Below are 19,184 nucleotides of genomic sequence, written 5' to 3'. Positions count from 1 at the left end.
GATTGAAAAATGCGGGAATTCAAGCAGTTGCAAATACCGGCTCTCACGAAGGAGCCCAACACGGCGTGTTCCGAAATCGTGGCGGAGGCGGCCTTCGCGCTTGCCTCCGGCATCATCGATACGATCCCCTTCGTCGGCAGCAAACTCGATGAGCAACAAACGCGGGCATGGCCGCGATCGGGTGTCTTCACGGATGACGGCGTCGAGATGACCGGTACGCCCCCTGAAATATTCGAGCTTTGCGAGTTGCTGGCAGCCCACATCGAGAAAGGCACGTCATTCGACGTTTTCGAGGTTTTCCACAAGATTGCGCGCATCGACCGGCTGATCGACTGGCGCCACGGCGCAGTGCTGTCACCTGAGCCCCATCCGGTAACGCATTGACAGAAGACGCAAAATGTCTTCCCAATGGCGGCGCGATCACGGCCGCGCCGCCAGGAAGCATGGCATAGGCTGGTCTTGCATAGGGCTTGTCCGTTGCGGCAGTCTGGACTTTCCCATAGGGGAGACTGAGGACGATTGCCGAAGGTCTGCCGGCAATGGTCTTTCAGAGACCGAGTGTGTTCTTGATGTCAAAGCCGCGCGCGAAGCTACCCTTCTCCGAAGAGACCTTGCAGGCCATGCTGATCCGCGTGCTTCGCCCACTGGTCAAGCTCGCACTCGCCTCCGGCTTCAACTTCATCTCGTTTTCGACCGTTCTTCGCCGCCTCTATATCGAGGTCGCAGAGAAGGAGTTCACGCTGCCGAACAAGAATCAGACGGATAGCCGCATCTCGCTTCTGACCGGCATTCACCGCAAGGACGTCAACCGGCTGCGCGGACAGGTGCTTGCGGCATCCTTCTTGACCACCGGCGTTTCGCAGACGAGCCGCATCCTCGCCAGATGGCTTGCCGATCCGTTCTATTGCGATGCGGAGGATAGGCCGAGCGCCCTGCCCCGGACCTCCAGCGACGGCGCTCCGTCATTCGAGAGCCTGGTGAGCGACATCACCAAAGATGTCCATCCCCGTTCCATCCTGGACGACTGGCTGGATAAAGGCATCGTCGTTCTTGATGAGAACGGCTGGATCCGGCTCGACCTCTCGTCGATCGTCCCCAATGCCGGTGACGAGGCTCGCCGGCATTATTTTACACGCAACCTCCGTGACCATGTGCAGGCGTCGGTCATGAACCTGATGAACGAGCCTCCTCCGAACTTCGAACGCGCGGTCCATTATGACCGGATATCTCCTGAGCTGGCGGCCCGACTCGACGCGATCGCGCGCGACGAAGGAATGACGTTGCTCCTGAAGCTCAACAAGATCGCCCATCAGGCCATCAAGGACGACCCCGGCGGCAACAGCCGCTGGATCGCCGGGCTCTATGTCATGACCGAGGAGGCTGACGCCGATCTTAAGGCAGACGCCGCTTCCGAGACGGAGACAGACGAATGACCTCGTCGGCGATCTCGAGAAGACAATTTCTGTTGGCCGGAATAGCGCTTCAGGTCCTGGGGCCTACGATCGCCGCCGCGCAGCCGACGGGCACCAGCGATCATGGAATCGGCGGATCCGGACTTTCCATCCAGGGCGGCGAGTATGAAGATCACGGCATCGGCGGAACCGGTATCGTCGGAACTATCCAGGGTTTTGGAAGCATCATCGTCAACGACATCCACATACCATTCAGCGCGACGACACCGATCGAAATCGACGGCCGACGCGTTCGCGCGAGCGCGATGAAGGTCGGTCATGTCGCCCGGGTGCTGCTGACGGGCAAGCTCGCCGCCCGTATTACCATCTCCAGCGAAGTCCAGGGCCGCATCGACCGGATAAACAAGACCGGCATGACCATACTGGGGCAAACAATCGACACGACGGATGTCTCGACGAAAGGCCTGCGCAAGGGCAAGCGGGTCGCCGTGTTCGGCATCCGCAAACCTGACGGTACGATCATCGCCCGGCGCATCGAGCCCCGCTCCGTTTCCGATGGCGCCCACGTCCGAGGCGTGCCATCGAAGAGGGATAATCGCGTCCTGATCGGCCGCCTTTCGCTTGGAAGCACGCATGGATACCTGGCCGGCAAACAAACGCTCGTGCGTCTCAAGGCGGTCGCCGATCGATTGATCATCACCCGCGTCCAGGCCGAATCCGTGGTGCCGGGCCTCAAACACGGCATCGTCAACATTGAGGCCTTCCGGCCGACGGATAAGGACGGGCCTGGCGCGGGATCCCGAGGGTCCACGCCCTTCGGCTCGGCGCCGCTATCTCCTGATGGTCATGGCTTCGTCGATGTCGGCGTGCGGGACTCAAGCAGAATGACGGGCTTTCCCGGCGGACGCATTCCGGACGGTTTCGGTTCAAGACCGCCAGGTGGCCGTGGCCCTTCGGATCGGCCGCCGCCCGATCGTTCGCCCTTCGGCAGAGGCGGGCCGGACCGAGATTTTTCCGCCCCGCATAGAGGGGGGCCGCCAACAAAGGACGCCCCGCCTCCTGGGCCGCGGCCCCCTGGCCCGGGTCCGCACTAAAACTGCTGTCATTCGCATTGACAAATGGGAAAAATTCCCATTTATTGCTCCTGCGAATTCTGCTTCGGGTCATTCCAGGGAGGGTTTGTCGATTGGCTAACGGGTCCGCCCCACACCCGCTAGCCAATCGTTTAATTTTCAATTGTTCCGAGACTGTCAAACCCGTGTTCCTGAGTCATCGCAGCAATGGCCCATCTCGAAAGCTCAATGGCGCCATTCGAACCAAACCGTCATCGCCCAAGAGGAATCAGGACTTGTTTTTGCTGGAACGCGAACCGGACATGCCGGTGGAGATGGACGAACAGACCGTCGTTGCAACCTGGGAAAACCGCGCCCAAATCATCGAAATCATGGGCTGCGCACGGACCATGAGCCAGGAATTTCAAGATCTTTGGAGCGGCAGCGGCGGAACGGGACGGCTCAGTCAAGATGATACGGATAAGTTGATCGAGCTTCTGCGACAGATCGGCGACCTGAACGAAAAACTCATGCGCTTGGCCTGAAGGATATCAGGTAGGACGCCAAGCATGCTTCAGGAATTTAAAATTGCCATGGTGAGATCAACTCAAGACCTGTGGCCGCAAAGTCCCCCGGCTCTCGCGTCGCAAGTCGACCGCCATTGATCCGCGCAATAGCGGCTATCATGCCATCCGAAGCCGACATTCCGCGCCCTTGGCGAGCAGCAAGGCCCATGATGTCGCCATAAGCAAGAGCTGCCTCATCCATCAGGCCGAAAATCCGGTCCGTGAAGCAGCCGCGCTAGTTGGACAGTCCCTCTGTTTGAGGCGTTCGGCTCGTTGATCGGATCGGATCTTCTGAATACCAAAAGCTATTTCCGCAATTGTCACCGTCGGTAGCGCCAATTCTGAGTCATGACGGACCAGTCATGTGCTCACAGCTTTGTCGCGCGGGGTTTCCGCTATGACTTTGGTATCGAAAAAGATCAAAGGTCGATGTCCGTGCCACATTGTTGCACAAGTCGAGCATAGAAGCTCGTGGCTGCCTCGCGACCGGCTTCCCGTATTTCATACGATTCGAGAGCCCGCTCAACGATCTCAGCTATTGAGCGATTTTCGAGCCGGGCAAGCCGATGTGCAAGATCGCGTGCCTTCGCACTGCGCACGGAAAGTTGAGGTTCGGCCATGTCGGTCTGCTTTCATCTGCATGTAGCATAACTCCACCAGCATCAAGATTGGCAACTGATGGCTGAATACCACAAGTATTCACAGTTCTTTATTGTGTTCCGACATCAAAAAGAATTAACCGTATTTCAGTGTTCTCGCGAAATAATGCCACACGTCGATCAGGCGTCTCGAAGCAGAGAAGCCAAAAGTTATTTGGAGACAGTCTTGGCACTTACCATTGCTCGCAGTCTAGTGGCGTTTGGTGTCGCCGTTTCGGCCGGCCTTTTCATGTCGATCGGATTGCAGCAGTCGGCGCTCGAAAGGCTGAAGGTCAACGGGCCGGTTTATGAGCAGGTCGTCTACGGCAAGGATTTGATCGCCGATATTCTGCCGCCGCCGCTGTTTGTGGTGGAATCCTACATGCTTTCCTTCGAGGCGAGCAAATTTCCCGAACTCACCGAAACCAATCTTGCCAAGATCGCAAATCTCAAGGCTGCTTACGACGACCGTCGCGCCTATTGGAAAACCACCCGGCTGCCGCAGGCTTTGAAGGACGAGCTTGAAAACGAGGTCATCGCCAAGGGCGATCAATTCTGGGGGGTGATGAACCGCGAGATCATCCCGGCCTTGAATGCCAGGGATGAAGACAAGGCTCATGGTGCGATCGAGCAGCTGCGTGTCGCCTTTCATTCGCATCAGGACGCGGTCGAGAAACTCGTTGCCAATTCCGACGCCTTCCTGAAGGGCGAGGAACGCAATGCAGCCTCGGAGATCGTCACCCGGACGATCTATGCGGGTGCTGCGGGCTTCGGATCGTTCGGGCTGTTGCTGGTGGGGCTCTATCTCCTGCGTCGCCGCGCAATCGTGCCGCTCGATGGCATGAAGGCCTATATGGGCAACCTTGCCGAAGGCGACTTTTCGACCGAAGTTCCCTACGCCAATAGGTCCGACGAGATCGGAGCCATGTCGAAGGCCGTTGCGGTATTCCGCCGCAACGCGCTCGAGCGGCAGGATGCGCAGAAGCGCGAGACCGCACTTCGCAATGCGGAATTCGAACGCGAACGCAGCCAACTGGCCGAAAGGGCCGCCGAGGAGCAGACCCGCGAAACGGTGATCGAGGAACTCACCTACGGCCTGGAACAGCTGTCGACCGGCAACCTCGATTGCCGGATCACGACTCCGTTCGCCGCCGCCTACGAGACTTTGCGTGCGAAATTCAACGGCAGCATGGACGCACTTTGCGCTTCGATGGCCGAGATCGCCCAGACCTCCAAGCAGGTGGGCAGTTCCTCGGCCGGCATCACCGATGCAGCCGACAGCCTTGCCTCGCGCACGGAACAGCAGGCCGCCATGCTCGAAGAAGCGACAGCCGCGCTCGATGAGATGAATGCCAAGGCGAAAGACGCCTCCGCTCATGCCGGCAAGGCAACCGGCATGATGGCCGAAGCCCGCACCAGCGCCGAACATTCGGCGGCCGTCGTTCGCGAAGCCATCGCCGCCATGGAAAGGATCGAAGGCTCGTCCTCCCAGATCGGCGACATCGTCAATGTCATCGATGAAATCGCCTTCCAGACCAATCTTCTGGCGCTCAATGCCGGGGTTGAAGCAGCGCGCGCCGGCGAAGCAGGCAAGGGTTTTGCCGTTGTCGCGCAGGAAGTGCGCGAACTCGCCTTGCGCTCGGCTAACGCCGCCAAGGAAATCAGAGCTTTGATTTCCACCTCTTCGTCCCAGGTCTCCACCGGGGTGCAGCTTGTCAACCGCACCGGCAAGGCGCTTCTGGAAATCGAAGGCCAGGTCGAGCAGGTTGCCGGGCTGATCGCCCGCATCGTTTCGGTATCCTCAGAGCAGGCGGCGGCGATCGGCGAGATCAACGCCTCCGTCAACGCGCTCGATCAGGTGACGCAACGCAACGCAGCCATGGCCGTCGAAACCGCCACGGCCTGCCGGGCCCTCGGCAGCCAGACGCAAACGTTGGAAGGGGTCGTAAACCGCTTTCAGATCGACGGGACCGCCAGCGGGTCAAGACCGCAGAAAGCGGCTTGACATCTGACCGTCGAAGCTCGTCCTGCCTCTACCTGTCCGACCGCCTAGAGCATGATGCCGAAAAGTGTGCACGGTTTTCGGGCGACATCATGCTCTAACTCTTTAATTGAGAACAGGATCCAGATTTTAGGCCGGCCCGGCCTAAAACCATCCTGTTCTAGTCGTCAACAACCGCCACGACGGCAACGCAATCGCCTGATTTGACCAGCCCCGGGAAATGCCGGGCACAGAGAATGCCGTTCATGCCGGCGCGGATCTCGCGAGGGGCCACCCCGGTCCGTCCGGTCGGATAGATGCGAGCGATGACGGCATCGTCGGTAACGGCTTCGCCGAGATCGATGACGGGTTCGATCAGCCCGCCCTCCTCTGCGAAGGAGAAGCAGCGGCCGTCCGGCATGTCGAGCCAGGTCGTCGGATCGGGATCGACGGCGCCCGCGACGATCCCTGCGTGGCGCAGCACGTTCATGGTGCCGCGCTTGGCAATCGCCGCACTTTTGGCCGTGGCGGTGCCGCCGCCGCCGAGTTCCGTGGTGATGAAGATCTTGCCCATCTCCTCGGCCGCGGTGTCGTACATGCCGACCGCATCGATCTCCAGCATCTTCATCGAATAGGGAGCGGCAAAGGCCGTCACGAATTCGAAAGCTTTTTCCTGCTGTTGCTTGTTCGGCAGGATGTGGGCTGCGCAGAACGGCAGAAAATCGAGCGTCTTGCCGCCGGAATGGAAGTCGAGAACGAGATCCGCCATCGGCAGAAGCACACGGCTGAAATAGTCGGCAATCTTCTCCGTCACCGTGCCGTCCGGCCGGCCCGGGAAGCTGCGGTTCATGTTGCCCCTGTCGATCGGCGAGGTCCTGGTTCCCGCTTGGAATGCCGGATAATTCATGGCCGGCACGATGATGACGGTGCCACTCACCTCTTCGGCCTTCAGCGTGCGGGCAAGATCGAAGAGCGCGATAGGTCCTTCATACTCATCGCCGTGATTGCCGCCGGTCAGAAGCGCCGTTGGCCCCTTGCCGTTTCGGACGACCGTTATCGGCACCATCACCGATCCCCAGGCGGAATCGTCGCGGCTGTAAGGCAAGCGCAGGAATCCGTGCTGGATGCCCTCGGCGGCGAAATTGACCGTCGCGCTGATCGGCGACGGCCGCAAGCCAATTTCTGTCATGACAGCCTCAATCCTTCACCATCAGCCTGCGCGGCACGTTGGCGAAGCATTCGACACCACTGTCGGTGATGAGGATGCTCTCGGTCGTCTCGAAACCCATGTCCTCGAGCCAGAGGCCGGTCATGAAATGGAAGGTCATGCCGGACTTCAGTTCCGTCCGGTCGCCGGGACGCAGGCTCATGGTGCGCTCGCCCCAGTCCGGCGGATAGGAAAGGCCGATCGGATAGCCGGTGCGGTTGTCCTTGACGATGCCGTATTTCTTCAGCACCGCGAAGAAGGCGTTGGCGATATCCTCGCAGCTATTGCCGGGTCTGGCGACCGCAAGACCGGCTTCCATGCCCTCCAGCGTGGCCTTCTCGGCATCGAGAAAGGCCTGCGTCGGCTTGCCGAGGAAGACGGTACGCGACAGCGGCAGGTGATAGCGGTTGTAGCAGCCGGCGATCTCGAAGAAGGTGCCCTCGCCCTTCTTCAGAGGCCGGTCGTCCCAGGTCAGGTGCGGTGCGGACGCTTCGACGCCGGACGGCAGCAGCGGCACGATCGCCGGATAATCGCCGCCGATGCCGTCGACGCCGCGGGTGCCGGCATCATAGATTTCCGCGACCAGATCACACTTGCGCATGCCGACCTCGATCTTGTCGAAGATGCGGGCATGCATCGCTTCGACGATACGGGCGGCATTCCGCATATAGCTGATCTCGGTCTCGCTCTTGACCGCTCGCTGCCAGTTGACGAGCGCGGTCGCGTCGACGAAGCGCGCATTCGGCAAGTGCTTCTGCAGCGCCGCATAGGCTGCCGCCGAAAACCAGTAATTGTCCATCTCGACGCCGATCGTCAGCTTGCCGAAGCCGCGCTCGGTCAGGATGCCCGAGAGGTAGCCCATCGGGTGGCGCTCGGTCGACTGCACGTAGTGATCGGGATAACCGACGATATTGTCGTGTTTCAGATAGGCGGTGAACTTGGCGCCGTTGGCATCCTGGCCGCGGCCGAACCAGATCGGCTCGCCCTGCGGCGGCACGATCACCGCCTGGTGCACGTAGAAGGACCAGCCGTCATAGCCGGTCAGCCAGGCCATGTTCGACGGGTCGCTGACGATCAGCAGGTCGACACCCTTCGCCTCCATGGCACGCCGTGTCTTTTCCAGCCGCGCGGCATATTCACCGAGCGAGAATTTGAGATTGGGCTTTGTCATGTTTCTTCCCTTCTTTTCCGGCGCCGCGCCGGTCAGCTTTCGAACGTGGTCCCGGCATTCGCCACGCCGGCGCGAGCAAAGGCGAGTGTGGCGATGGCGGTGTCCTGGATGCCGGTCCCGGTCAGGTCCGCGATGGTAATCTGGTCGTTGCGCGTCCGTCCCGGCGTCCGGCCGGCAACGATCTGGCCGAGCTCGGCAAAGACCGCACCGCCTGCGACCAGCCCGGCATCGATTGCGTGATGCAACTCGCCGAGGCGCCGTGTCTGCTTCAAGCTGTCGGCGACGTAGAGGTCGGCACCCGCGATGGCGGCCGGATCGATCTCGTTCTTGTGCTCGGCATCCGAGCCCATCGCCGTCAGATGCTGTCCGGGTTCCAGCCACCCGGCCTCGATGATCGGCGTTTCGGAAGGCGTGGTGGTGACGATGAGATCAGCGCCGGTCATTGCGCCTCTGGCGTCCGATGTGGCGGTGATGGGAAACCCGAGCCTTGCCGCCAGTTCCGCTGCCACGCTTTGCGCCTTGGCGGCATCGCGCGCCCAAATCCTCGCTTCGCGGATCGGCCGCACCAGCGTCAATGCTTCGAGTTGCAGCCGCGCCTGCATGCCCGCACCGAAGATCGCGGCCACGGACGCATTTTCCCGCGACAGATGTTTTGCCGCGACAGCGCCGGCTGCTGCGGTGCGCACATCGGTGAGATAACCATTGTCCAGCAGTAAGGCCTGCACCAGTCCGGTTCGGCTCGACAGCAGCACCATCATGCCGTTGGTGCTCGGCAGACCAATCTTCGGATTGTCGAAGAAGCCGGGGCTGATCTTGATTGCGAAGCCCTCGATGCCGGGCACATAGGCCGTCTTCACATCGACTTCGCCCCGATATTCCGGAATGTCGAGCCGCAGGATCGGCGGCATGGCGACGGCCTTGGTCGCAAGCGCTGCGAAAGCGGCCTCGACGCAATCAACCGCATCGCGATCAAGCGCGATGACTTTCCTCAGTTCCGCTTCCGTCAGAATGATCATCCGGCTCATGGTCCCTCCTCACCGTAGAGCGGCTGCGTCCCGTTGATCACCTGCCGGTGCTGCTCCATGTCGACATTCGCCCCGGACAAGATCGCGACGATGGGACCGCGGCCCCTGATTTTTCCCGCAAGCACCGCTGCGATGCCGACCGCGCCCGCGCCTTCGACGATCTGGCGTTCGCAGGCATAGGCATGACGCATGCCGGCGGCGATTTCCGCTTCCGTCAGCAAGATGACCTCGTCGAGAAGCTCGCGGCACATGGCGAAGGTCACGCGATTGTCTAGGCCGATGCCGCCGCCGAGCGAGTCGGCAAGGCTCGGCATTTCCTCGACCTGCACCGGCAGCCCGGCATCGAGGCTCGCCTTCATCGCCGCACCCTTCTCCATCGTCAGGCCGATCACTTTGATCGTTGGACTGATGCCTTTGACCGCAGCGGCAACGCCGGCCGCAAGGCCGCCGCCCGAGAGCGGCACCAGCACGGTTGTCGCCTCCGGCACGGTGTCGATGATTTCGAGCCCCAGTGTTCCCTGCCCGGCCACGACATCAGGACTATCGAAGGGCGGGACCATCACCAGCCCCTCCTCGCGGACCAGCCGATCGACCTCCTGCTGCGCCTCGTCCTGTGATACGCCGACGATGCGGACATCGGCACCGAGGCGACGGATTTCCAAAATCTTGTTCTCCGGCACCAGCCGCGACATGCAGATGGTCGCAACAGCGCCTTCCGCCTTTGCCGCATAGGCAAGCGCCCGGCCGTGATTTCCGGTCGAGGCCGCGACGACGCCGCGCGAGCGCTCCGCCGGCGACAAGGAGAGCATCGCATTGGTCGCGCCGCGCAGCTTGAAGCTGCCGGTCGTCTGATGATGTTCGAGCTTGAGATGGACAGGTACGCCGGCCAATTCGCCGAGTGAAAAGGACTGCACCATCGGCGTGCAGATCACGCGGCCGGCAATCCGGTGCGCCGCCGCACGGATATCCTCCAGCGAAACGGGCAAGGTGCTCACCATGATCTCAGCCTTCCCGGTAGGGCTTGGTCATCAATTGACCGAGTTCGGGCCGCGCCCGATCGTCGCCGCAAAGCCGCAGGCAAGCCCAGGCGGTTGCGAGATTGCTGGTCACCACCGGCTTGCCGGTCTCGGCCTCGATTCGGGCCGCGACCTCTGCTGCCCGCACCGCCGTACAGGAGATAAACAGCGCGTCCGACTGCGGCGCCTGCGCCTGGCGCGCGAAGGCAAGGATCTCGTCCGGCGCGATCCGCGCCATCTCGCGGTCATCGGTCAGGCCGAGACAGGTGAAGCGGTCGATCGCAAAGCCGAGCTCCGCGAAATAATCCGCCATCGGCCGGCTGGTCTCGATCGTATAGGGCGTCAGCACCGAAATCCGTCTGGCGCCCAGCGCCTTCAGGCCAGTCATCGCGGCAGCCGTCGGCGTCACGACGGAAACGCCGGGCTTGGCCGCATGGATCGCCGCCTCGATATTCCGGTCGCCGATCACCACTGAGGCGGAGGTGCAGGAATAGACGATGGCATCGAGCGCCTCGTCCGGAAGGATCAGTGCCGCGCCTTCCGTCAGCGACGGCTGCATCTTCAGGAGGTTTTCCGGCGTGACCGGATTGGCATAATGGATGCGGCTGACATAGACGCCGAGGCGATCGCTGGCGACCATGCGCTGGAAGTCGACTTCCGTCGTATGGTCGGTCGCGAGGATGACCAGGCCGATGCGCTTTTCCAACGGCCGGTCCTCCAGCCGCGGCGGCCGGCCGGCAGCGATGATCTCGATCTCTACGGTCATGGTCAGTCATCCATCCTGGCGTAGCGTTCTTCGAGCCAGCGTAATCCCACCACCGAGATCAGGCTGATGACGAGGAAGAAGACGCCGACCAGCGTCATCGGCTCGATGTAGCGGTAGTTGCTGTTGGCGATGCTCTTTGCCTGGTTCATGAGTTCGAGCACGGTGATCGCCGAAAGCAGCGGCGTTTCCTTGAACATGGCGATGAAATAATTGGCGAGCGCCGGGATCATCGGCGGGATCGCCTGCGGCAGGATCACGTGGATCCAGGCCTGGCGCGTCGACAGATTGGTGGCCTTGGCCGCCTCCCATTGTCCGCGCGGCACGTTCTCGATGCCGGCGCGATAGACCTCGGCGGTGTAGGTCGCATAGTGAATGCCCATGCCGATGACGCCTGCGACCAGAGGCGACAGCCGGATGCCGATATCCGGCAGCACGTAGAAGATGAAGTAGAGCTGCACCAGCAATGGCGTGCCGCGGATGAATTCCGAGACGAAAGCGACCGTCCTGGAAATGCCGGCGGCCGGTGATCGCCGCGCAATGGCGAGCCCCAGGCCGGCGATCATGGCGACGGCAGCGCCGAGGATGGTGGCGAGAAGAGTGATCTTGAAGCCTTCGAGAAGGGTCGGCATGATCTGCCAGACGAAGTTCCAATCCCATTCCATCTGATCAGATCCTTATGCCGTCGAGGCTGCGTGCCATCCGCCGCTCCAGCCAGCGCATCGTCGCGGAGATCGCCGAGGCCATGAGAAAATAAAGGATGAGGATCGTCGCGAAGGGCACCAGCGTATTGCCGGTCTGCGCCCGCACCACCTGCGCCTGGAAGGTCATATCAGTCAGCGAGATCAGCGACACGACGGCCGTGCCCTTCAGGAGTTCGATCGCATTGTTGCAGAAGGTTGGCAGCATCAGCGGCAGCGCCTGCGGCAGGATGACGTGGCGCATGCGCTGGTATCGCGAAAGGTTGAGCGCGATGCAGGCTTCCGACTGTTCCCGCCCGACAGCCTTGACGGCGCCGCGCACCACTTCCGCCGCATAGGCGCCGACATTCAGCCCGAGCGCCAGCACGCCCGCCTGCAGCGGCGTCAGGGTCAAGCCCGCGAAAGGCAGCACGAAATAGACCCAGAAGAGCTGCACGAAGATCGAGGTGCCGCGGAAGAATTCGATATAGGCCGTCGCCAGAGCCCGCACGGCGAAGAAGCGCGACAACCGGCCAAGGCCCGCCAGGAAGGCCATCACCAGCGCCAGCGCAGACCCCATAATCGTCAGTTCGAGCGTCACCAGGGCGCCCTCAAGGATCAGTGTCAGATAGCCGGACCATACCGACATCGGCAACTCACTTCCTAAAGCATGTCGCGCAAAACTGTGCAGCGGTTTTGCGATAACGACATGCGTAAAAACAAGGACCTAAAGCGCGAGGAATGCATCTGAAAGATCGCGACGCGCTTTAGGAGATCGTTCGAGGGCGATCCGGCCATGCCTGGGGCATGGCCGGCTGCTTACCCTTGTTACTTCGCCGCGGCGCAGAGCTTGTCGCGGCTCGTCGACATCGCGGCCTTGGCCGAGAAGCCGTAGGGCTCGATGATCTTGGCGAATTCGCCGGACTCCTTCAGCTTCTTCAGCTCGACATCGAAGGCGTCGCGCAGCGCAACGTCCTGCTTGCGGAAGGCAGCGCCATCGCAATAGACTGGCGCATTGACGACGGGAGCGACGGTTTCGAGATTTGGATCCTTTGCCTTGTCCATCAGATCGTGGATCGACAGAACCGGCAGCGAATAGACGTCGATGCGGCCGTCCTGCAGCATCTTGATGCCGCTCTGGCCATCCGGAACGACGATGACGCGGTCACGCGGCACGCCGGCCTCGAGCGCCAGCTTCTCTTCGGTGCCGCCGCCCGGCGCGCCGATCTTGGCGTCCGGATTGTCGGCGATGTCCTTGTAGCTCGTCAGCTTCAGCGGGTTGCCCTTCTTGAGAGCGAAAGCTTCGGCATCGCAAAGGATCGGTTCGGAATAGGCGACGGCGTTGCAACGCTCGGGCTTCATGAAAAGGCCTGCGGTGATCGCGTCGTGGCGGCCGGCCTGCAGGCCGGGGATCATCGCACCATATTCCGAGATCGAGGCGACCACTTCCTTGACGCCCAGCTTTTCGAAGATTGCGCGCGCCACATCGGGTGCAGCGCCGGACACTTTGCCATCGGCTCCGACGGCGGTGAACGGCGGCTCGTTGGCGATGGCGATACGCGCAAAGCCTTGCTCCTTCAGCTGTTCGAGCTTGTCATCGGCGGCGGAGGCCGGGGCGGCCGCTGTGACCAGAAGCACCGACAGGCTGGCGGCGCTCAAAAGATATCTTGTTTTCATCGTTCCCAACTCCTCTGATTTTCCTTGAGTTTTGTTCTTGCGGGCAATGTCTGAGGTCAGACGCGGTGCCCCGCCGCAATGATCTTGCGCAGGAAAGTCTGCGTCCTCTCCTGCGTCGGATTGCGAAAGATGTCGCCCGGCTTGCCTTCCTCGACGATCTTGCCGCGATCGAAGAACAGCACACGGTCGGCGAAATCATGGGCAAAGCCCATCTCATGCGTGACGAGAAGCATGGTCATGTCGGTCTCGGAGGCGAGCCGCCGCATGACGTTCAGCACCTCCTCGACCAGCTCCGGATCGAGCGCCGACGTCACCTCGTCGAACAGCATGATCTTCGGCGACAGCGCCAGCGCCCTGGCAATCGCGACGCGCTGCTTCTGCCCGCCGGAAAGCTGCGCCGGGACACTTCTCGCCTTGTCGGCCAAGCCGACCATATCGAGAAGCTCCATCGCCCGCTTTTCGGCCACGGGCCGCTTGATGCCTTTCGTCAGCATCGGCGCCAGAGTCACGTTGTCGAGCACGCATTTATGCGGGAACAGATTGAAATGCTGAAAGACCATGCCGATCTTTTCGCGCATGCGGTGCAGATGCCGCTCATCGGCCGGCACCAGCCCGCTGCTACCAGGCATGTGGTAGAGCTGTTCGCCGTCGACCTCGATATGGCCACCGCTGATCGTCTCCAACGTCATCAGAATGCGCAGGATCGTCGTCTTGCCGGAGCCGGATGGCCCGATCAGCGCCAGCTTCTCGCCCGGCATGACATTCATCGACAGGCCGTCGAGCACGGTCAGCGGGCCGTATTTCTTGACGATGTTGTCGATGCGGATGATGGGCGGAAGCATTCATGTCTCTCCCTGTTGAGACAAGCAATGTCCTAACGATGACGGCCCATCAAAATCATGTCAATTCGTAAAATAATATCATGACAATTATTCTGCGCATGCTCAAACGCAAGGCATCTGCGTCAGATCGCAAGCAGCAGCTCCTCCGGGTTTCCTTGCGCCAATGAGGCGACGATGCCGAGCCCCGTCCGCAGCTCGGTTTCGGTTGTCGAGCCAAGCGAGATGCGCACGGCTGGCGTCCAGCCTTGATCGCCGGTGTGGAACGATTTGCCAGGCGCGATCGCCACGCCGCGCAGCCTTGCCTGCGATACGAAGCCGTCCTCAGTATGATTGCCGGAGAGCGGCAGCCAGACGTGCAGGCTTTGCGGATGCGCCCGGTACGGTAGGCCGGCCAGCATCTCCGCCGCGATCGCGTGCCGGCTCAAAAGGGCACGGCGCTGCCAGTTGACCAGCTCCATCGCCGTGCCGTCGCTGACCCAGCGGGTGGCGATCTCGGCCATGGCAGGCGTCGCCATCCAGTTGGAGACGAGATGCCGATTGGCGACGGCGGCAACATAGCGGTCGGGCGCGGTGAGATAACCGATCCGCAGGCCGGGAACAGTAATTTTCGTGAAGCTCGTGACGTAGAGTGTCCTCTCCGGCGCAAACGCGGCCACCGGCGGTGCACGACCCTCGACCATCGGGCCGAGAATGTCGTTTTCGATGATCGCGATATCATGTTTCGCAGCGACGGTGGCAAGCGCCTGCCTGCGCTCCGCGCTCATCAGCGCCGCCATCGGATTGATCACCGAGGGCTGCAGGAAAATGGCCCGGATCGGTCCCTTTCGACAGGCTTCGTCCAACGCTTCGGGGATCATGCCCTCCTCGTCGATCGCCAGCCCTTCGAGGTGCAGACCGAGATAGGTGGAGAGCGGAACCAGCGTATGATGGCTGATGGCTTCGGTCGCAACCGTCGAGCCGGGCGGGGCGACGCTCATCAGCGCCACCGTCATGCCCGATGTCGCACCGTTCGTCACGCTGATGTTCAGCGGCGATACCTCCAGCCCGCAGCGCGCCAGCCATTCCGTGGCGACCGCGCGGTGGCGCGGAAATACCATGTTCGGCCTGAACGAAAGCGCCGAGCTGGAAGGCAGGTTTTCCGAAAGCCAGCCGAAGGCCTGCCGCAGCCTTTCCAAATGGATCTGCTCGCAGACCGGCTTCAGGATCGACAGGTCGATCACCTCGCCCAGCCTTTCCGGCAGGTAGGGCGGTTCCGGCTCGCGCGGCCTGGTCTGGACGAAGCTGCCGCGTCCGATCTCGCCTGTTATCAGCCCCCGGCGGATCAGCTCGTCATAGGCGCGGCTGACCGTCTGCACGGAAAGATGCAGATCGTCCGCCAGCTTGCGATGCGGCGGCAATTGCGTGCCGTCGGAGAGCTTGCCGTCCGTGATCGCGCTTGCGATCTGTTCGGCAAGCGAGAGATAGGCCGGCCGGCGGAGTTGCGAGGGATCGGGGCGCCACTTTGTCATGATTTTAACACTGCTGAAAATCAGTTCAATTGACAATGCAAAAATGCGCTCCCATTGTCTTTTCCCTGCGTTTGAAATGATTTCTTCTAAAGAAGGCACCATGAAGCTCGACGCCATCGACCTGCGCATTCTCGACGCCGTCCAGCGCGACGGCCGTATCACCAAACTGGCGCTGGCCGAAAAGGCCGGACTGTCGCCGACGCCGTGCTGGATGCGGCTGCGCAAGCTCGAAAAGGCGGGTGTCATCACCGGCTATCACGCGCGCATCGCGCCGCGGCGGATCGCACCGGTCGCCAGCGTGATGATGGAAGTGACGCTCGCCAACCATCGCCAGGCGGATTTCGAGCGTTTCGAGCGCGCCGTGACCGCAATCCCGGAGATCGTCGCCTGCTGGTCGGTCGGCGGCGGCGTCGATTACATAGTGAAGATCATCGCGCCCGATATCGATGCCTATCAGCGGCTGGTCGACGGGCTTCTCGACCGCGAACTGGGCATCGACCGCTACTTCACCTACATCGTGACCAAGACGGTCAAGGAGGACACCGTCCTTCCGGTCTCTTCCTTCACTGCCACCGGTGAAGAACCGAGCGCGCTGTAGACAATCTCTCTGCCAGGCCGCCGTCATTTAGACCATCTCTCTCTTTTTGCATCCGCCAACAGACAATCTCTCGCCCGCTCCCGTGGAAGACTGACGTCAACCGCCACGAGGAGACTGGACATGACCGCCGTTTTTGCCCGCCCTGCCTATCATGACGCGCTGTCGCGGCTTGGCGACCGTCATCTCCTGCGCGATCTGGCCTATGTCGGCGGCCGGTGGATCGCCGGCAAATCAGGGAAAAGTTTCGAGGTCACGGATCCCGCTTCTTCGGCGACGCTGGCCTGGGTTGCAAGGCTTGGCGCGGATGAGACGGCGGTGGCGATCGATGCGGCGTCGGAGGCTTTCGCCAGCTGGCGCGCAATGCTGCCGCAGAGCCGCGCGGCGATCCTGCGCAAATGGTTTGAGCTGATGCTTGCGGCCAAGGAGGATCTGGCACTGATCATGACGCTCGAACAGGGCAAGCCGCTTGCGGAATCGCGCGGCGAGATCGATTACGCCGCCTCCTTCGTCGAATGGTATGCCGAGGAAGGCAAGCGGCTGAACGCCGAGAGCGTCACCAGCCATCTGCCCGGCGCGGAAATGATCGTCCGGCGCGAGGCGCTCGGCGTCGTCGGCATCGTCACGCCCTGGAACTTCCCCTCTGCCATGCTCACCCGAAAGGCTGCTGCAGCGCTGGCCGCCGGCTGCACGGTCGTCGCCCACCCCTCCTCCGAAACGCCGCTTTCGGCACTGGCGCTTGCCGAGCTCGGCGAACGGGCCGGCATTCCCGCCGGCGTCTTCAACGTGGTCACCGGCAATGCCGCAACGATCGTCGGACGGATGTGCGCCGATGTCCGCGTGCGTGCCATGAGCTTCACCGGCTCCACCGGAATCGGACGGCTGATCGCCGCCCAATGCGCACCGACCTTGAAGCAATTGGTGATGGAACTCGGCGGCCACGCCCCGCTGATCATCTTCGATGACGCCGATATATCAAAGGCGGTCGAGATCGCCGTCAACGCCAAGTTTGCCACATCCGGCCAGGATTGCCTCGCCGCCAACCGGATCTTCGTCCAGCGGCGGATCGCCGATGGCTTTGCCAAGGCCTTCGCAGACCGCATTGCCGAACTGAAAGTTGGTCCGGGGCTCGAGGATGGCGCCGAGATCGGACCGCTGATGCATGAACGCGCCGTCGCCAAGGTCGAGGGACAGGTCGCCGACGCGCTGGCGCATGGCGCACGGCTCGTCACCGGCGGCAGGCGCCACAAGGCCGGCCGGCTTTTCTATGAGCCGACGTTGCTGACCGATGTGCCGGCGGATGCGCTGATCATGCGCGAAGAGACCTTCGGGCCTGTTGCGGCGGTTACCACTTTCGACACTGAAGACGAGGTCATCGCCCGCGCCAACGATACCGAATATGGTCTTGTCGCCTATATCGTCACGGAGAACGGCGCCCGCCAGATGCGGCTCGGCCGCGCGCTGGAATACGGCATGGTCGCCGTCAACCGCGTAAAAATCACCGGCGCTCCCATTCCCTTCGGCGGTTGGAAGCAGTCCGGCCTCGGCCGCGAGGGTTCACGCCATGGGCTCGAGGCCTTCACCGAGCTCAAATATCTCTGCATCGATACGGCCGCCTGACCCCATTTCAAGTGAGACCCCATTTTCAAGAAAGAGGCTACGACATGCTCGACAGAAGCAACGAACTCACCGCCTGGGACCGCGATCACTTCTTCCACCCCTCGACCCATATGGGTGGGCATGCCCGCGGCGAGACGCCGACCCGCGTCGTCGCCGGCGGCGAAGGCGTCTACATCACCGACACGACAGGTCGCAAAAGCCTCGACGCCTTTGCCGGCCTCTATTGCGTCAATGTCGGCTACGGTCGCCAGAAGATCGCCGACGCGATCGCCGAACAGGCGAAGAACCTCGCCTATTACCATGCCTATGTCGGCCACGGCACGGAAGCCTCGATTACGCTGTCGAAGATGATCATCGACCGCGCCGCCCCCGCCGGCATGAGCCGCGTCTATTTCGGTCTCTCCGGCTCGGACGCCAACGAGACCAACATCAAACTCATCTGGTACTACAACAACATCCTCGGCCGTCCGGAAAAGAAGAAGATCATCTCACGCTGGCGCGGTTATCACGGCTCCGGCGTCATGACCGGCAGCCTCACGGGCTTGGCACTCTTTCACAACGCTTTCGATCTGCCGCGGGCACCGGTGCTGCACACCGAAGCACCCTATTATTTCCGCCGCCCCGACCGGTCGATGAGCGAGGAGCAATTCTCGCAATATTGCGCCGACAAGCTCGAGGAGATGATCATCGCCGAAGGCCCGGAAACGATCGCCGCCTTCATCGGCGAACCCATCCTCGGCACCGGCGGTATCGTACCGCCGCCGAAAACCTACTGGCAGAAGATCCAAGCCGTGCTCGACAAATATGACATCCTGCTCGTCGCCGATGAAGTCGTCACCGGCTTCGGCCGTCTCGGCACGATGTTCGGCTCGGATCACTACGGCATGAAGCCGGACCTGATCACCATCGCCAAGGGCCTGACCTCGGCCTACGCTCCCCTTTCCGGCACAATCGTTTCGAACAAGATGTGGCAAGTCCTGGTGCAGGGTTCCGATCAGCTCGGCGCGATCGGGCACGGCTGGACCTATTCCGCCCATCCGATCTGTGCTGCCGCAGGCATTGCCAATCTCGAACTGATTGATGAACTCGGCATTGTCGAGAATGCGGGTGCGACCGGCGCCTATTTCCGATCGGAACTCGCAAAAGCCGTCGGCGGCCACCGAAACGTCGGCGAAGTCCGCGGCGACGGGCTGATGGCGGCCGTCGAATTCGTCGAGGACAAGGACGACCGAAGGTTCTTCGATGCCGGCCGCAAGATCGGCCCGCAGGTTGCTTCCGCCCTCCTCGAACGCGGCGTCATCGGCCGCGCCATGCCGCAGGGCGATATCCTCGGCTTCGCTCCGCCGCTCTGCCTGACTCGCGAAGAGGCCGACATTGTGGTCAAGGCCGCGGCGGATGCGATCGAAACCGTCTTCAAGAACATCTGAGGGA

19 protein-coding genes and 1 pseudogene are annotated in these 19,184 nt (G+C 61.9%); 8 read left to right on the top strand and 12 right to left on the bottom strand.

The annotated features are described in order from the left end of the window. Positions 1-9 precede the first annotated feature (9 nt). The 4 genes from V8P77_RS10995 to V8P77_RS10980 all read left to right on the top strand — a co-directional run bounded on the left by V8P77_RS10995 (position 10) and on the right by V8P77_RS10980 (position 3,009). On the top strand, positions 10-384 hold the full coding sequence (locus V8P77_RS10995) for a hypothetical protein (protein WP_130788063.1): 375 nt from the start codon (positions 10-12) through the stop codon (positions 382-384). 155 nt (positions 385-539) lie between these two features. Continuing rightward, the gene (locus V8P77_RS10990; protein ID WP_335912560.1) at positions 540-1,433 is read left to right on the top strand and encodes a DUF6502 family protein; all 894 of its coding nucleotides are present in this window, start codon (positions 540-542) and stop codon (positions 1,431-1,433) included. After that, complete coding sequence (locus V8P77_RS10985; RefSeq protein ID WP_335912559.1) at positions 1,430-2,506, top strand: DUF5666 domain-containing protein; 1,077 nt, start codon at positions 1,430-1,432, stop codon at positions 2,504-2,506. Before V8P77_RS10990 ends, V8P77_RS10985 begins: the two co-directional genes overlap by 4 nt. 254 nt (positions 2,507-2,760) lie before the next feature. After that, positions 2,761-3,009 carry a hypothetical protein gene (locus V8P77_RS10980; RefSeq protein WP_335912557.1) on the top strand — a complete coding sequence of 83 codons (249 nt, stop codon included), beginning with the start codon at positions 2,761-2,763 and terminating at the stop codon, positions 3,007-3,009. A gap of 37 nt (positions 3,010-3,046) precedes the next feature. Here V8P77_RS10980 and V8P77_RS10975 read toward each other — a convergent pair. Continuing rightward, positions 3,047-3,453 (bottom strand): annotated as a pseudogene (locus tag V8P77_RS10975) (PIN domain-containing protein). Next, entirely contained in the window at positions 3,450-3,650 is a 201-nt protein-coding gene (locus V8P77_RS10970; protein WP_335912555.1) for a type II toxin-antitoxin system VapB family antitoxin, read from the bottom strand. Before V8P77_RS10970 ends, V8P77_RS10975 begins: the two are co-directional and overlap by 4 nt. 205 nt (positions 3,651-3,855) lie before the next feature. On the opposite strand from V8P77_RS10970, the gene V8P77_RS10965 reads away from it, so the two are divergent. Then, a complete protein-coding gene (locus V8P77_RS10965) occupies positions 3,856-5,673 on the top strand; it encodes a methyl-accepting chemotaxis protein (protein WP_335912554.1) in 1,818 nt (605 codons plus the stop codon). A gap of 157 nt (positions 5,674-5,830) precedes the next feature. On the opposite strand, the gene doeB is transcribed toward V8P77_RS10965, so the two are convergent. The 10 genes from doeB to ehuR form a co-directional block, all read right to left on the bottom strand. Next, positions 5,831-6,838 carry a N(2)-acetyl-L-2,4-diaminobutanoate deacetylase DoeB gene (doeB, locus tag V8P77_RS10960; RefSeq protein ID WP_335912552.1) on the bottom strand — a complete coding sequence of 336 codons (1,008 nt, stop codon included), beginning with the start codon at positions 6,836-6,838 and terminating at the stop codon, positions 5,831-5,833. 7 nt (positions 6,839-6,845) lie between these two features. Continuing rightward, a complete protein-coding gene (doeA, locus tag V8P77_RS10955) occupies positions 6,846-8,027 on the bottom strand; it encodes an ectoine hydrolase DoeA (protein WP_335912550.1) in 1,182 nt (393 codons plus the stop codon). A 32-nt stretch (positions 8,028-8,059) separates the two neighbouring features. Next, complete coding sequence (gene eutC, locus V8P77_RS10950) at positions 8,060-9,052, bottom strand: ectoine utilization protein EutC (protein ID WP_335912549.1); 993 nt, start codon at positions 9,050-9,052, stop codon at positions 8,060-8,062. After that, a complete protein-coding gene (eutB, locus tag V8P77_RS10945; RefSeq protein ID WP_335912548.1) occupies positions 9,049-10,050 on the bottom strand; it encodes a hydroxyectoine utilization dehydratase EutB in 1,002 nt (333 codons plus the stop codon). The genes eutC and eutB overlap by 4 nt, the downstream gene beginning before the upstream one ends. A gap of 4 nt (positions 10,051-10,054) precedes the next feature. Continuing rightward, positions 10,055-10,834, bottom strand: coding sequence for an ectoine utilization protein EutA (gene eutA / locus V8P77_RS10940; RefSeq protein ID WP_335912547.1), 780 nt, complete (start codon positions 10,832-10,834; stop codon positions 10,055-10,057). A gap of 2 nt (positions 10,835-10,836) precedes the next feature. Further along, positions 10,837-11,496: an ectoine/hydroxyectoine ABC transporter permease subunit EhuD gene (ehuD, locus tag V8P77_RS10935; protein ID WP_335912545.1), complete on the bottom strand. Its 660-nt coding sequence runs from the start codon at positions 11,494-11,496 to the stop codon at positions 10,837-10,839. Between the two features lie 4 nt (positions 11,497-11,500). Further along, positions 11,501-12,160: an ectoine/hydroxyectoine ABC transporter permease subunit EhuC gene (ehuC, locus tag V8P77_RS10930; protein ID WP_335912543.1), complete on the bottom strand. Its 660-nt coding sequence runs from the start codon at positions 12,158-12,160 to the stop codon at positions 11,501-11,503. Between the two features lie 179 nt (positions 12,161-12,339). Then, positions 12,340-13,188, bottom strand: coding sequence for an ectoine/hydroxyectoine ABC transporter substrate-binding protein EhuB (gene ehuB, locus V8P77_RS10925; RefSeq protein WP_335912542.1), 849 nt, complete (start codon positions 13,186-13,188; stop codon positions 12,340-12,342). A gap of 56 nt (positions 13,189-13,244) precedes the next feature. Further along, positions 13,245-14,030, bottom strand: a complete 786-nt coding sequence (ehuA, locus tag V8P77_RS10920) for an ectoine/hydroxyectoine ABC transporter ATP-binding protein EhuA (protein WP_335912540.1) — start codon at positions 14,028-14,030, stop codon at positions 13,245-13,247. Between the two features lie 122 nt (positions 14,031-14,152). Beyond that, entirely contained in the window at positions 14,153-15,538 is a 1,386-nt protein-coding gene (gene ehuR / locus V8P77_RS10915) for a MocR-like ectoine utilization transcription factor EhuR (protein WP_335912538.1), read from the bottom strand. Positions 15,539-15,638: 100 nt separating this feature from the next. Here ehuR and V8P77_RS10910 point away from each other — a divergent pair, with 100 nt between their 5' ends. From V8P77_RS10910 to V8P77_RS10900, 3 genes are all read left to right on the top strand, one after another. Further along, the gene (locus V8P77_RS10910) at positions 15,639-16,136 is read left to right on the top strand and encodes an Lrp/AsnC family transcriptional regulator (protein WP_335912537.1); all 498 of its coding nucleotides are present in this window, start codon (positions 15,639-15,641) and stop codon (positions 16,134-16,136) included. Positions 16,137-16,256: 120 nt separating this feature from the next. Then, positions 16,257-17,753 carry an NAD-dependent succinate-semialdehyde dehydrogenase gene (locus tag V8P77_RS10905; RefSeq protein ID WP_335912536.1) on the top strand — a complete coding sequence of 499 codons (1,497 nt, stop codon included), beginning with the start codon at positions 16,257-16,259 and terminating at the stop codon, positions 17,751-17,753. 44 nt (positions 17,754-17,797) lie between these two features. Beyond that, positions 17,798-19,180 carry an aspartate aminotransferase family protein gene (locus V8P77_RS10900; protein WP_335912534.1) on the top strand — a complete coding sequence of 461 codons (1,383 nt, stop codon included), beginning with the start codon at positions 17,798-17,800 and terminating at the stop codon, positions 19,178-19,180. Positions 19,181-19,184: the final 4 nt, after the last annotated feature.

The sequence above is a fragment of the Rhizobium aouanii genome (genome assembly GCF_037002925.1).
In the GTDB taxonomy this organism is placed as follows: domain Bacteria; phylum Pseudomonadota; class Alphaproteobacteria; order Rhizobiales; family Rhizobiaceae; genus Rhizobium; species Rhizobium aouanii.
Note: the sequence above shows the minus strand (reverse complement) of the source record. Positions and strands in the feature narration are given on the sequence as shown.

What these genes read in the sequence shown, in the direction of transcription:
- eutC (WP_335912549.1), bottom strand. Translation starts at nt 9,052, where the DNA reads ATGAGCCGGATGATCATTCTGACGGAAGCGGAACTGAGGAAAGTCATC.
- V8P77_RS10995 (WP_130788063.1), top strand. Translation starts at nt 10, where the DNA reads ATGCGGGAATTCAAGCAGTTGCAAATACCGGCTCTCACGAAGGAGCCC.
- eutA (WP_335912547.1), bottom strand. Translation starts at nt 10,834, where the DNA reads ATGACCGTAGAGATCGAGATCATCGCTGCCGGCCGGCCGCCGCGGCTG.
- ehuC (WP_335912543.1), bottom strand. Translation starts at nt 12,160, where the DNA reads ATGTCGGTATGGTCCGGCTATCTGACACTGATCCTTGAGGGCGCCCTG.
- V8P77_RS10905 (WP_335912536.1), top strand. Translation starts at nt 16,257, where the DNA reads ATGACCGCCGTTTTTGCCCGCCCTGCCTATCATGACGCGCTGTCGCGG.
- V8P77_RS10970 (WP_335912555.1), bottom strand. Translation starts at nt 3,650, where the DNA reads ATGGCCGAACCTCAACTTTCCGTGCGCAGTGCGAAGGCACGCGATCTT.
- ehuD (WP_335912545.1), bottom strand. Translation starts at nt 11,496, where the DNA reads ATGGAATGGGATTGGAACTTCGTCTGGCAGATCATGCCGACCCTTCTC.
- ehuB (WP_335912542.1), bottom strand. Translation starts at nt 13,188, where the DNA reads ATGAAAACAAGATATCTTTTGAGCGCCGCCAGCCTGTCGGTGCTTCTG.
- ehuR (WP_335912538.1), bottom strand. Translation starts at nt 15,538, where the DNA reads ATGACAAAGTGGCGCCCCGATCCCTCGCAACTCCGCCGGCCGGCCTAT.
- ehuA (WP_335912540.1), bottom strand. Translation starts at nt 14,030, where the DNA reads ATGCTTCCGCCCATCATCCGCATCGACAACATCGTCAAGAAATACGGC.
- V8P77_RS10985 (WP_335912559.1), top strand. Translation starts at nt 1,430, where the DNA reads ATGACCTCGTCGGCGATCTCGAGAAGACAATTTCTGTTGGCCGGAATA.
- V8P77_RS10990 (WP_335912560.1), top strand. Translation starts at nt 540, where the DNA reads ATGGTCTTTCAGAGACCGAGTGTGTTCTTGATGTCAAAGCCGCGCGCG.
- V8P77_RS10910 (WP_335912537.1), top strand. Translation starts at nt 15,639, where the DNA reads ATGAAGCTCGACGCCATCGACCTGCGCATTCTCGACGCCGTCCAGCGC.
- V8P77_RS10900 (WP_335912534.1), top strand. Translation starts at nt 17,798, where the DNA reads ATGCTCGACAGAAGCAACGAACTCACCGCCTGGGACCGCGATCACTTC.
- doeA (WP_335912550.1), bottom strand. Translation starts at nt 8,027, where the DNA reads ATGACAAAGCCCAATCTCAAATTCTCGCTCGGTGAATATGCCGCGCGG.
- eutB (WP_335912548.1), bottom strand. Translation starts at nt 10,050, where the DNA reads ATGGTGAGCACCTTGCCCGTTTCGCTGGAGGATATCCGTGCGGCGGCG.
- doeB (WP_335912552.1), bottom strand. Translation starts at nt 6,838, where the DNA reads ATGACAGAAATTGGCTTGCGGCCGTCGCCGATCAGCGCGACGGTCAAT.